General features: G+C 35.2%; 9 protein-coding genes. All 9 read left to right on the forward strand.

All coding sequences use genetic code 11. From position 1 onward, the window contains the following. Positions 1–40: 40 nt before the first annotated feature. The 9 genes from ID741_RS17440 to ID741_RS17480 all read left to right on the forward strand — a co-directional run bounded on the left by ID741_RS17440 (position 41) and on the right by ID741_RS17480 (position 14,283). Entirely contained in the window at positions 41–4,708 is a 4,668-nt protein-coding gene (locus ID741_RS17440) for a SpaA isopeptide-forming pilin-related protein (protein ID WP_438720985.1), read from the forward strand. Position 4,709: 1 nt separating this feature from the next. Next, on the forward strand, positions 4,710–5,375 hold the full coding sequence (locus ID741_RS17445) for a pilin N-terminal domain-containing protein (RefSeq protein WP_438719015.1): 666 nt from the start codon (positions 4,710–4,712) through the stop codon (positions 5,373–5,375). 107 nt (positions 5,376–5,482) lie between these two features. Further along, positions 5,483–7,195: a class C sortase gene (locus ID741_RS17450; RefSeq protein WP_438720440.1), complete on the forward strand. Its 1,713-nt coding sequence runs from the start codon at positions 5,483–5,485 to the stop codon at positions 7,193–7,195. A gap of 9 nt (positions 7,196–7,204) precedes the next feature. Further along, a complete protein-coding gene (locus ID741_RS17455) occupies positions 7,205–9,271 on the forward strand; it encodes a glucosaminidase domain-containing protein (RefSeq protein WP_438719014.1) in 2,067 nt (688 codons plus the stop codon). Next, entirely contained in the window at positions 9,268–9,804 is a 537-nt protein-coding gene (gene lepB / locus ID741_RS17460; RefSeq protein WP_438719013.1) for a signal peptidase I, read from the forward strand. The genes ID741_RS17455 and lepB overlap by 4 nt, the downstream gene beginning before the upstream one ends. A 15-nt stretch (positions 9,805–9,819) precedes the next feature. Further along, positions 9,820–10,578 carry a hypothetical protein gene (locus ID741_RS17465; RefSeq protein WP_438719012.1) on the forward strand — a complete coding sequence of 253 codons (759 nt, stop codon included), beginning with the start codon at positions 9,820–9,822 and terminating at the stop codon, positions 10,576–10,578. A gap of 19 nt (positions 10,579–10,597) precedes the next feature. Beyond that, a complete protein-coding gene (locus ID741_RS17470; protein WP_438720986.1) occupies positions 10,598–11,821 on the forward strand; it encodes a hypothetical protein in 1,224 nt (407 codons plus the stop codon). A 99-nt stretch (positions 11,822–11,920) separates the two neighbouring features. Then, on the forward strand, positions 11,921–13,033 hold the full coding sequence (locus ID741_RS17475; protein ID WP_438720987.1) for a hypothetical protein: 1,113 nt from the start codon (positions 11,921–11,923) through the stop codon (positions 13,031–13,033). A 515-nt stretch (positions 13,034–13,548) separates the two neighbouring features. Continuing rightward, complete coding sequence (locus tag ID741_RS17480) at positions 13,549–14,283, forward strand: tyrosine-protein phosphatase (protein ID WP_438720988.1); 735 nt, start codon at positions 13,549–13,551, stop codon at positions 14,281–14,283. The last annotated feature ends 30 nt before the right edge of the window (positions 14,284–14,313 follow it).

Below are 14,313 nucleotides of genomic sequence, written 5' to 3' on the forward strand. Positions count from 1 at the left end.
TAAAGTTTCTCTTTAGGAAGAAAGGAAGAAAGGTAAGAAAATGATGCGGAAGAAATTAAATCTTAAAAGAGTAGGAGTAATCGTCTTACCCCTCCTAGTGATTATAGGTATATTGGTAGTAATGATTCCTCGTGGCGATCGACTAAAAGCCTCTAATGAAAATCCTTTTGTATCTATTACTGTAGGAGAAGAAGCCGCTCCTGCGACAGGCTATGAAACACAAGAAGAGTCAACCGATTTGACTTTACAATCGACTACAACCACGATAGTTAAGATTCCAATAAATGAACAATTCGAAGTTCTTCCTATTGGTGAGTCAGGAAACGAAGTTTCTCTTCCTGAGATGAGCCAAGAAGAATTTGCGCAAACAGAAACCCTCAAGAGTTGGCAGTCTCAATTAACTGAAATAGCCGAAGAAACAGAACAAACGGGGGAAACAACAACTTCTTCTGAGATCCCTAAAGTGGAATTAGTTCCTTACTTGCAAGTGGACAATGGGAACGGAAACAAAGATTTATATTTGAAATTAGAAGCCAATCAAGGACAAAAAATTCGGGTGACGAAACACAATGAAGAAGGAATGGAACTATTTATTCAAGAAGCATTTGCGCCTGAGAATCAACAAACCTTAATGAAATTTGTAAAAAAAGAATCGATAGAAGCCAATCCTGTGACTCCTGAAGTGCCCCCGGAAAATCCTTCAGAAGAAACTGAAGATGAGATTACAGAAGAAGGTACTCCTGAAGAAGCAGGTGAAGAATTATCAAACGATGCCCTATTAGAATCACGGGCAGTTAGTAACGATACCCCTTTTAAAGTGACTGTAGATGTAGGAAAAGAAACAGGTGTTGCCCCCTTTGATACAAAAAGTGGGGATGGATATGACAGTGGGAAAGACAATGACTTAGTTCGTACCTTCGATGCCGTCCAATATACGATTAATTATGGTATTCCAGTTAGTTCAGATTACGAATCTTTAGAGGTTCGTTTAGATACGGTCTTACCGAATGCGTGGAGAAAAGATTCTTCTGGTAAGTTAAGACAAACTGCAGAAATTACTAATGGGACAGTCACGACAGAAGCAAATGGTTCAAAAACTTCTAAATATGGTGTGACGACAACTTTATCAGGGACTGGACAGGGATGGTTCACGGTAAATATCGACACCTATGGAGGCGTTAATGGAGACTTGCTTCAACCAAAGTTTGCTTTAACGATTATTAGTGCGAAGAAAACTGATGGGACAATGGTAGCTGTTAATCAAGTAGTGGATAGTAGTGTGATTCCAGAGATGGCCACAGGGGCTGTGGCCGAGATTACTGCGAAGCCTTATATAGACATAAAATTTGGGACAACAGACCGTAAAACATCTTTTGAAAGTGCGACAGGTAGTAAAGATAAGCCAGATACTATGATACAGAACGTAGCTGCTTATGCGCAATTAAAACCTTTGCCAGGGAGAACAGGGTCTGCAGAAAAGAGTATTAAAGGAAGTACTTATCCAGTAGGTGGGATAGAATATTCACTTAATCAAAAGATGGTATACAACGGAAATGGAGACAGTAAAAATTTGTCTATCGGAACGGATACAGATCCTATGGAAGTAATCATGTATGATGGATTATCATCAACTTCTGTACCAAATCCTAACTATACTTCCGAATACAATGCTTACGCCTCTGTTTATAAATCAATATCGCGTCAAGGTATATTAGCGCCTAGAGGAAATACACGGGCAACATACCCACCCTCTCAAACTACTAACAACCCTAATATTGGCATCTATGACACTGGGAATCCCAAAGTCGAAAATATTACTTCAAATAATACTATTAAAATTACTAATACAGATTATACACCAGCTAGTGTAGGGAAAAATAAATGGTTCTTAGGAGGCCCCCAGATGTCTTCTGGAGCAGAACCTTTTTCAGTCGCAGCCATGCAAATACTATTTCCGTATGAATATTTAGAGAAACAAACAGGGACTGGTGCTACCTCAGTCAGTATGGACTATACCTTAAGTGTCTCAAAAGTAAAATACGAAGGAGTTGAACAAGATGTTGATTCTAGTATATTAATGTCTTGGAATAAACAGTGGCCAGGCGGTATTCAATCTCTGAGTGCTTTTTTGAGCTCTGGTAAACAAGGATTAAGTACTGCTCCAGAAACTAAAAGGCAGTATAGCTCTTATGGTGATGGATCGATTACTCAAGGTAATAAAATATGGGGATCTATTTATACAAATTTAACAAATTATCAGGCAAAAAAAATAATACAATATGGTAGGTGGAATAGTGCAAGTTTTAAATATGATTCTAGTAGAACATCATCTGCTAGCGACTGGACAGCCGGCTCTCAATTAACAAAACAATTTTATGGAGTAGGAACTTCCAATCCTAATGTCAGTTATCGTACGCAGAATCAAATTGACAACGAATATATATGGTATCCAGACGTGGCTACTGCACAAGCTAATGGGGAAATTTCTGCAATAAAATCTATTTGGAATTTAGTCGACCCTTCCGGGTATGCTAATCCAAGATGGTATGTTCCATTAATTGCTAGTGGAAAAGTAGGGATTCAAGATGCTTCTGGTAATCCCAATGGGTTATTTACTAATACATTTGTTTATGATTCAGATGATAAACAAATTACGTATGCTCCTGGGACCTCCAAAGATTTAAACTATCAAGCGCCTACTTATACAGATGACGGAGTTATAAAGACTGGGATGTCACCAAAACTAGAATGGACAGACTCCTTATACATTCGATCCATGACCATTCGTCCAACTATTAGTGCCAATAAAACCGCTTATATTCCATCAGAGCCGATTCGATGGACTGTTGACGGGAATGTAAATAGTGGCGCAGATTCAAATCATAAGGTTCAATTTAAAGTGACGATTCCAAAAGAAGTCCAATATACCAATGGCACGGCGATAGACTATCAAGGAAACCCCTTACCAGACCCCAGTGGGATGGAAAAAAATTCCGACGGTAGTTGGATACTGACTTGGGAATTAGATTATGCAGCAGGGAGTACCTATAATCCTAAGATAACCTTTGATACATCAATCATCCCTTCTCAGTTGAATTTCGTCTTAAATTCTGCCACGTTAAAAGCTTCTGTGGTCAGTGATATTTGGCTAGAAAAGGATGATACCATTCGAGATTCTTCTACAGAAAGTCAACGAACGGCAGGAACGAGTGTGATTGTCACCAACTCAGGGACCATCACCGTCGATAAAGTGGTAGATAAACCATATATTGAAGCAGGAAATCAAGTGGACCCTGCCAATAGTAGTGATACCCACCCAACAGACTTTACGTATACGGTCTCCTTTAAAAACCACTCAACCGTGGCCATGAGTGATATACGGGTATTGGATGTTTTACCTTTTATAGGGGACGACCGTGGGACGAATTATAATGGTAGCTATTCTGTAGTGAATGTTGATCAAGTATCCGGCAGTACGACAGGAACAAAACGATACACCAATAACGCCGTAGCTGTCGATAGAGATCCCAATAGCATTGCTTTGAATTCCGGTTGGTATACCATTGGCAGTGATTTATCTGTCGTAAAAAATGCGAAAGCGATTATGTTTACCTATGACAAACTGGAGCCTGGAGAGACACTATCCTTCAAAATTACCTTACGACCAGATAAACAACAGGCGGGAGATATTTATGTGAACTCTCCATCATTAAACTCTAGTTTGAATCAATTTGTTCAGGGGGTAAACCGAGGGGTTCGCGTGATCGGTCGAGATATCTCTGGCGTCGCTTGGTATGACGATAGTTTAGATGGATTAATTGGGAATCAAACTTCTAGTACCATACCAGAAGATTATGCTAAAGATATTCCTGTCAAACTTTATCGCACCAGCAAAGATAATACTAGTTATAAAGATGAGTTAGTTAAGGAAAGCCTCACAGGTGAGAAGTTTGTGGATGCCTCCGGCAATTCCTTAATCAAAACAGATATTAATGGGAAATATATCTTTAAAAACTTACCGGAAGGGGACTATGTCGCAGAATTTATGGTGGATGGCATGGTGACTAGAAAAGAAGTAAAAGTCACCAAACAATTAGTAGGAAGTGATCCCAAGTTAAATTCAAAAGCTAGTCCAACAAATTATAAAACACCCGATTATCTATTACCTATAATCAATGATTTAGCTGCGGTCTATGGGGTAGATGATTCTGTTTACCATGTGACAGATGTAAATATTGGCTTGATTCGTCCAGGAAATGTTCGATTATTCAAATATATTGAAGGAACAGCAGTTGATGCCAATAAAGATGGTAAGTTAAGTGATACGGAAAAGGATAGTGGTACACCATTATCAGGTGCTGTGTTTGATATCTATACAGGAGATCAAGAAGAAAAAATTGATACTGCTACGACGAATGCAGACGGAATGATTATTTTCGATAAACTTTTTCCAGGAGATTATACCTTAGTAGAGACAAAAGCACCTAGTGGATATGAAAAATTAAAAGACCCAATTAAAATAACCGTTAGTCAAGGAGATCAAACGATTCCCCTGTACGTGGCTAATAATGAAAAAACAGGCTTACCATTTACTGGAGGAAATAGTGTATTCATGCTTCTTCTGATTGTCGCTACAAGTGTTACTTTGGTAGGATTTCTAGTGGTAATGTTCTACTATCGTCCCAGAAAAATGAAAGGAAGAAAATAAGATGAGAAAAAAAATGATTTTAGGGTTACTGACACTCTTTCTTCTTCCAATCAGTTGTCTGACATTCGCTTCAGAAAAGGTTCAAGCTGAAGAAACGGACTTATCTATTACGATTGTCAAATATAAAATTACTGACAGTAAACAGACAGAGGCCTTTCCTATAGATGGGACAAAAGCAGAAGTTGGCTCAGATAGTCTAGCACCTTTAGCCGGTATTAGTTATGTTATTACGCGTGTTTCTCCTGTACAGGAAACGACAGATTTTCAACCAGTAGAAGGAACAGATGCTTTTTCAACGACTATTACGACAGATGGTAATGGATTAGCTAAAGTTAGCCACTTGGCGCAAGGAACATACAGGGTAGAAGAGCAAAGCAATAGCTTATTAGCTAAAGTGATGGATCCAGTTATTTTGGAACTTCCGTTACCACAACGTTCAGGTCCGGCATTAAATGATGTTTATCTTTATCCAAAATCCAGTGTTATTGATACTAAGGTTCCTTCTACAGGAACAAAAACTGGAGGAGGGAATACAGCTTCTGGTCGACTACCTCAAACAAGTGGCAATATAGGCACATATTTATCATTAATTATGATTTTAGGATTTCTTATAATCATGGGAATGTTAGGGTTGTGGACTATCAGAAAAAAAAATCATTACAAATAGTAACAATAGGAGTAACCGAAAGGTTACTCCTAATTTTCTAAAAAGTTAGGAGACCATCTGTGGCTAAACAAGAAGGAACAAAACCTAAAAAGAAAATATCTGGATTAATGGTATTTGCCATCATTATGATTGTCTCTGGTGTTCTCGTTTTATTATATCCGATTGTAGGGAACCTGTTGGCAAACCGTGAACGCAGTTCTGCATCAAGTTCATATAATGAGGAATTAAAACATTTAACAAAAGAAGAAAGAGCACAACAATATCAATTGGCACAACAATATAATCATTACATATTTCAAAAGCAACAAGGAAATGAAGTGCCGAAAATTGATTATCAACAGGTCATTAAACAATCCTCTAAAGTGATGGGAACCATAGATATTCCAGCGATATCTATTAAACAAATGCCTTTTTATCACGGCACGTCATATAAAACCTTAGATAAAGGCTTGGGTCACTATGAAGATAGTTCAATTCCGATTGGTGGAAAAAATACGCGATCGGTGATTACTGGTCATAGTGGCGTTAAAAATCAGGTGCTTTTTAGTGATATTAAAAGCTTAGAAAAAGGTGATATTTTCTACATTAATATTTTAGGGAAAAAATTAGCTTATAAAATCGACTCATTTGAAGAAATATTGCCAAATGAAGTTGAGAAGGTTCATATTAATCCAGGCAAGGATCAGGTTACTTTATTGACGTGTACGCCGCCTGGAATAAACACTTATCGTTTATTAGTAACCGGCCACCGTATTCCTTATCAAAAAGCGTTAAAACAACAGGTGAAAAAAAGAAATTTATGGAGCTATCAAAACATTGTTTTATTTGCTCTCCTATTTAATTTCTTCCTATTTTTACTTTTATTGATTCTTTATCGCCATTACTTAAAACAATTTCGTTCATTGAACCCGGAGAAAGTGAATAAAGGCCGAAAACGGTTGAAACGTTTGTTCTTAATAACAAAGTCATACTTTATTCTCATCTTTTTATTTATGTTAACGATTTTAGGAATTGCGACTTATGGTTATCTCACCATGCAAGAAGATACAGCCGTTGCACCTATAGAGATTGGTGAAACGGAGAGTCTAAGTAATTATAATCTGGATAAAATTCAGCGGGCAAACTATGAAGAGCGGCAAATTGCCAGTGTCAATGTATCAGATTATGCAAAAGCAAAAAGTATGTTAATGGAATCTACAAATAATTGGGGGGTAGGTAAGCTAGCGATACCTAAGGTATCTATTGATTTGCCTATTCTGGCGGGTTTGACTAATGAGAATCTTTTGACAGGAGCAGCTACTTATCGTTCTGATCAACAGTTAGGTAAGGATAATTATGTTTTACTTGCCCATAATATTTATGATCAGGATGTTTTGCTTCATCGTATTAAGCAATTAAATGAGGGTGATTTGATTTATGCTACCGATTTTCAAAATGTTTATACGTATAAAGTAGTACGTAATGAAGTAATTAAGGATACAGAAGTAGGTGTAGTGGAAAAAAACGTCAATGGCGCACCACTAATTACGTTACTTCGCTGTGAAGGAAACATAGGGACTACTTATCGAGAAGTTGTCCAAGGAGAATTAGTCACTCAAGAATCTGTGAATGACGTCTCTAAAGAAAGATTGAAGGAATTAGGACTTAGGAAAGAAAAAGGAGCCAGTTCCCAAGAGTTAGTAAAGAAACAACCAGTATCTCCTTTTAATCAATTTGCCATGATGATTGCTGGGAAATTTGTATCAGAACCTCTTCAAACTATGGTACCAATGTTTATTTTCCTAGTTTTACCCATACTATTTTTTGCACTAATAAGATAGGAGATAGAAATGAAAAAAATAATTTTAGGAAGTAGTCTATTGTTAGTCGCTTTAGGAGGGGTTATTTATATGGCCCAGGGAGAAAGTCTTAAAGCAAGTGATGAGATAGAAATAAGCGAAAGTAGCCAAATAAGTGTAGAGACAACTGAAGCCACCATTTTGGAAGAAACTGTAGAGTCAACGACACCTTCAGGGGAGGAAAGTTCTATCTCCTTTTCTGAAGCGGTGAAAGAAGTTACACCCGAACAATCAGTGCCACAATCTAGTGTTGAAAGCACCGTAAATTCAGATAATAGTTTTAGCGCTATGGAGAATACAACGGAATCAAGTAGCATTTCCAGTACTACAGAAAGTACAACAAAGCCGAGTAGTAGTTCCAGCACTACAGAAAGTACAACAAAGCCGAGTAGCAGTTCCAGCACTACAGAAAGTACAACAAAGCCGAGTAGTAGTTCCAGTACTACAGAAAGCACAACAAAACCTCATCAGGAAAGTGGAAAAGATGAAACAGCAGTAGTTCCCAGTGTAGAACAACCAAATATTGTTCCTTATCCGTATCAACCATCAGTATCAACAAACTATTCACCAGTACCTACTATTGGGAATACAAACCCATTAGGAGAACATGAGGTGACATTAAATGAAGATTTAAAAGTGAGTCAAGTGGCTGAATCTGATTTAAATGGTTATGAACTCCCACTACTTTCTTCTTTTAATAACGAGAATCAAGGACTTCTTGTGTATGAAGGATTGAGACAATTGGGAGAAAAGGAAGAAAATTATACAAATGAGCAGTTATTGTCTGAAATGTATGTTCAATTATTCAATCAAGAATTCACCGCTATAGAGAGCCAATTAATTGACCATTTAGAAGAGTTACAACCTGGAGATACTTTATTGGTAAAAAACAAACCGATAGGGATGTATTTAGGGGAAGACCACTATTTAACTGTTAAAACAGAAAATGCGAAAGAAGAAGATACAGAAGAAATAAAAAATAGTGTGGAGGTTGCTTTATTATCTGAAAGAAAATCTGAGGAAACTATTGTTGGTAAACGAATGACCAAGTTCAATCAAACAACTTATGGGAAAGAAATATTATCATCGTACCCATCAAATATTAAAATAGATATTTCAGAAAATACACAACAATTTATTGAGCAGATAGGAAATGATGCACAAAAATTAGGATTAAAATATGATGTCTTTGCCTCTGTCATGATTGCACAAGCGATTTTAGAGAGTGGCTCTGGATCAAGTGGCTTATCATCTGCACCTAACTACAATTTATTTGGTGTAAAAGGAAGTTATGAAGGTCAGACAGTTAACTTGGCAACACAAGAAGATAATGGAGCAGGTGAACTTTACACAATTTCTGCAGCATTTCGGAAATATCCTAGTTACTCAGAATCCCTTGGAGATTATGTGACGCTTATTAGAGAAGGTATCTCTGAGAATTCTAATTATTATCAAGAAGTTTGGCGATCAGAGTCTAAAAATTATTTAAGAGCTGCGCAATCCCTTACTGGGAAGTACGCAACAGATACTTTATATCACCATAAGATTAGCTCTATCATTTCAGCTTATCATTTAACAAAGTATGATGAAAAACTCCCAGAAGAAGGAGCAGCCACTGGCGTTGTCTTACAAAGTAAAGACAGTATTCCTGAAGCTTATCGAAAAAAAATGACTTTACCAGACTATGATGGAAAAAACTACAATCTTTCAGGTTCATATCCTGTGGGGCAATGTACATGGTACGCTTATAATCGTGCAACTCAGTTAGGCGGTCACGTAGATGACTATATGGGAAATGGAGGAGAATGGGGAACAAAAGGACGTTCGCTAGGCTATGAAGTTATTCAGACACCTAAAGTAGGTTATTTAATATCCTTTAGTCCTGGGACAGCTGGTTCAGATGCTAGATATGGACATGTTGCTTTTGTGGAAGCTGTAACGGATCAGGGTATTTTAATTTCTGAAGGTAATGTTATAGGAGGGACAGTCATATCCTACCGAGTTATCCCGAATAATTTAGCCAAATCTCAGCTAGTTTCCTATATAAAACCACAATGAAAAGAACAAGAAAGACAAAAAAGAAGTCTTTAAAAAAAACACTTTTAGTTATTTTTAGTTGTTGTATGGTTGCTATTATGGTGTTTTGGGTGCATACAAATTATTTAATTCATCCTGTGGCGGGAACCTCTATGGAAGGTTCCCTACAGGATGGAGATTATGTGTTAGTTAATAAAAAATCACCTATTAGTCGCTATTCAATTATTGGCTTTTCTATACCAAAGGAATCTGGAATGTTTGTTAAACGAATTATAGGACTACCTGGAGATGCCATACTCATCCAAGGAAATCGTTTAATCTTAAGTATAGGAGATAAAGAGTTTTCAACGACTTATATCTTTGAGATAGATCCTAGAGTAGCCTATCAACTTTCAGGAAAAACAACAATTCCTAAGGACTATTATTTTGTTTTAGGAGATCATACAGCTGTATCAAAAGATAGTCGCTCTTTCGGGCTCGTTCAGTTATCAGATATAGAAGGAAAAGTACAGTACAGCCTTTATCCATTTTACAAATTGCGACCAATTAACTAAGAAAGGAGAGTCAGTATGTTTCTATCGATTATTCTAAAAGTAGCTATTGTGTTTTTAGTTTTGATTATATTAATGTTGAACGGTTATCGGTTCTTTATTAATTTACGCATTCGAAAAGTGGAGCAACAGGGAGTTTTATCTAATCAAGCGAAGAAAAAGCTGCAATATATTAAGGAAAAAGAACAATCAAAACACATCCAAGTTTTTTTAGTCAACGGATTTCTTATTGGATTAGTCATCTTATGTGTATCTATGTACTCCTTTCAGACAGAGAGGAACGTGGAAGTACTACAGGCAGAGAGTAGACGATTAAATGACGAAACTTACGCATTGAAAAAGGAACAAAAGCAGCTTGTTACAAAAATACCAGTGGAAAACTATCCTAAAAAAGGCTTAAATTTAGTAGATTATTCTTGGGAGCAATTATTTCAAGACAAAAAAGAAAATCAATTACAGTCAAGTATTGAAAATGATTTGAGTGAAAAATTAGTTCCTTATTTTGGCTATTCTACATGTATATTATCTATAAATATCCCAACTAAAACGCTTAGTTTATCTCTGGTGGGTGATTTAAACCAATCATCTAGTAAAGAGATTATTGAGGAAAATATGAAGAAGTTTGTGGCAGAAGCAAAGGATGTTCCTAAACTGACACAGGTACATTTTCAGATTAATAATAGTTCAGAAAAAAATACGACCGTTTATAGCTGTACGTATGATCGTAAGGATGATAAACAATCGTTTAAATTAGTTGATGAAACAACTGATAAATAAAAGGAGTAATGATGTGGACATGACAAGAAAACAGAAAAAGGACGGTTGGTTCTTTAGTAAAAGTTTATTGCAAGAGATAAATGAATTATCTGAGGAAGTTGAAGAAGAACAAGAAGAGGAAAAAAATGAATCGCAGAAAGAAATGGCGGAAAAAGCTAGTTCTATCGCAGTTGTGAGCAAACCTATAGACGAAAAGAATCAGCAAGTAAACGCAACAGTTCCCAAAATATTACCTATGAAAAATAAAGAAGAAAAAGGCGATATTCAAAAATTAAAAGATGAGAATCGGCAATTACGAAAGCAACTAGAATTTTTAGAAAAGATACAACAAGACATGGTGAATAATCAGTCTGAAATTACCACCATTACAAAGAAATTAACGTTGCAAAAAGAGCAGTTAGAAACAGAAAATAAGAAACTGTTGAAACAAGTTTCAGAAGAACAACAAGATGATATAGCAAATCAGGAACTATTACATGAAAAGAAACAATTAAAAAGTGCAATCTTAATGTTATCAAATAAAATGGAAGAACTAAAAGAAAGGCAGCAGCAGCTATTAGGTGAAAAAGAAGGGCTCATTTCACAAAATAAAACATTAACAACAAAGATAGAAGAATTGATATCTTCTACAGAAAACACATCAAATGAAGAAGTTGAGAAAGAATTCAGTCAATTAAAAGAAGCCCTATATACTGCACACGGAAATATTATCCAGTTGCAGGAACAAGTCAAGAAGGAACATGAGCATTCTGACATTTTAAAAAGAGAGAATATCGAATTAACCAATACTGTAGAATCTTTACACAAAAAAAGTCTAGAAAAAGCGGCTATTGAACATGAACTAAATAAACAATTATCAGATCAAAATAATCATTTGATAGCTACTGGTGAACAATTGAATGAATTAAATAAAAAAATGGCAGAACTACAAAGCACTTATGAGGAGGAAAAACAAAAGACACAACAATTAGACAATAAGATAAAGCAACAAGAAAAAGATAAATTATTCCATCAAGAAGAGGTCAGCAAAATTTTACTTTCTGCTAGAAGGCAAGGAGACTGCATCATTCAAGATGCACAAAAACAGGCGGAGGAAATCATGTTGGCTGCAGAAAAAAAAGTACAAAAACAAAAAGATGAGTCAAAAGAATTGTATCAAAGCTTAGTAGTCTCACAACAAGAGTGCCAAACAATCTATGAAAAAATGGAAAAACAGTTATTACACTTTGTTAGAGAAGATTAGAAAAAATAAGCATACAAAGTAAACTATGGGGCTGCTTGGTTTAGAATGAGTAGCCTACATAGTTTATTTCACATGCCAATTGGAATGGAGATTATAAATATGAAGGAAACAGAGTTTAATCAGATCTATAAACAAGTGTACAGATATGGGGTTCAATCCTTTTGGTACTTTCCTACAGTTTCATTTGTTTGTTTTCTTATGGGGGTGTTTGGACTATGTTATCTAATCACTAGCTTTTTATTTACTTCAGTTAGATACTTAAATGGTCAACAATTACTTATTCTATATGAAGTGTCTATTCTTCTTTTAGCCCCTTTTTTATGTTATTTAGTCAGACGGTTTTTAATAAAAAGAAGAAGTAACCGCTATGAAAGTCAACTAAGTCAGTTGCTTATAGATGAGCAGTTAGGGCACACAGAACTCAAAAAAAATATTGAGAAAGTACGCGTTCAATTAAGTAAAGAAGAAGATCAAATAAAGATGTTTACTATATTAATTAATTTAGGATTTATATTTAGTATGGTTTGTTTATTTGGGTTATTTCCTTATATGATAAAATCTGTAGGCATTTCTGCTTTACTCTTTATTTCTTTGGGTCTCATATTGAACTATTTTTTTGATGTTCAACTAATCAAGGTATTAAAAAACACCTCCACTAAAAAAATACATTTATTGTCATTTGTTCAATCAGAATTTTCTTATATGGACACTACTTTATTACCGCTGGGGGAACATAAAAAAATATCAATTGATTCCATAGGGGGCTCTTTAGAATTAACTAGTAGTACAGCTAAATCACCTCTTGAAAGAATCTGGGACTTTATAGGGAGCGAGCCGGTAACAGATTTAGAAGAGTCAAAGAACACAGATGGTTCAATGATGAGTGAAGGATACCTTGAGGGGGTCTCTCTTCCTGATGAGACGACAGCTATCTACGGTATCGATCCTTCAGAACAATTATTTGATCTCTTTGAAGAGACAGAAACCCAGGAAAAGAATGATCCATCTTTAGAGGTAGATACAGACGATTCAATAGCCGTTATTGATAATCAAATAAATGTTTTGGATGAGCTATTCGATATAGACGATTCCTTAATTAATGAAATGTATATGGAAGATCTTTCCCATCTAGATGAAACAACTACCTCTGATGAACCTATTTCTCCAGAACAATTATCCGAAATTCTTGAAAATCCAAAATTAGAGAAGTAAATCATCTTTCTTTCGATGGATACTGCCTAGAATAAAAGATCATTTTCTAAGTTATTATTATCAATTATTTAGTACAACTTGTACAGCTATTGGATGAAAAATAATTCATATCCATTTATCTATAAAAAAATGAAAGATTATAAGTTGAAGATGATTGATTTTATTTGAATCAAGTAAGTAAGTAGCCAGCTACATGCTCAGATGAGAAGGGTATCAAAAGATAGCGGATGAAAAAATATGAATAGACAAAATCAACAAAAAAGAAGATAAAGATAAATATGAATATCGCTTTTGAAATTATTTGTGGACAATCTAAAAGTAACACTTCTTGACCTAATAGAAAAGGCGGTAGAACAGCATTCTCGAAAAAATAAAAGGTGTCACCTGTGGTTATTCTAACAGTACTATGTGATTCCTAGAAAAATATAAGCAACAGAAAATTATGTCTTAAAAATTTCTTATTTGATAAAAAAATTGTACAATAAACCCATTAATAAAATTGGAGGATACATTTTATGATAACAAATTTTAGAGATATTGGTGATATAACTACGCAATTAGGAAAATTAGAGAGCGGACTATTTTTCAGGAGTGGAGAACTCACGGAACTAAATGAATCTGATATAAATTTTTTAAAAAATAAATGCGGAATAAAAAAAGTCTATGATTTTAGAAGTGCTGATGAAATAAAGAAAAATCCAGATTTAAAAATTAATGGTATAGAAATAAGTAATATTGATATTTTAGCCTCTATTACAGCTAACGGTGCTTCTTTAGAAGGTATGCTAAGTAATTCTGATATTCATAAATCTATGTTAGAAACTTATACCGAGATTGTGACAAGTCAGTCAGCGTTAAATGGTTACTCAAAATTTCTAACAGAAATTTTACAAACAAAACAGCCTATATTATTTCACTGTTTTGCAGGAAAAGATAGAACAGGATTCGCCGCTGCTTTGATATTAAAAATTTCAGGTGCCTCTGATGAACAAATTATGAAGGACTATTTGAAAACAAATGAATCTCGAAAGATTGCTAATCAGTCAATTCTCAATTCATTAGAAGGCAAGTTGTCTGCTTCTCAAATAGATGACTTAAAGGTTGCTTTAGTTGTAGATTCTTCTTACTTAGAACATGCGAAGGAAATATTAATTAAACAGTTTGGAAGTTTGGATAATTACTTAACATCTGGTCTTAAATTGCAGGATGATTATATTGAACAATTTCAAAAAATTTATATACAAAAATAAACAAAAATACTCGATGTGTGAGAGACTTGT

Source organism: Enterococcus sp. AZ103, from assembly GCF_051714685.1.
Lineage (GTDB): Bacteria > Bacillota > Bacilli > Lactobacillales > Enterococcaceae > Enterococcus_A > Enterococcus_A alishanensis.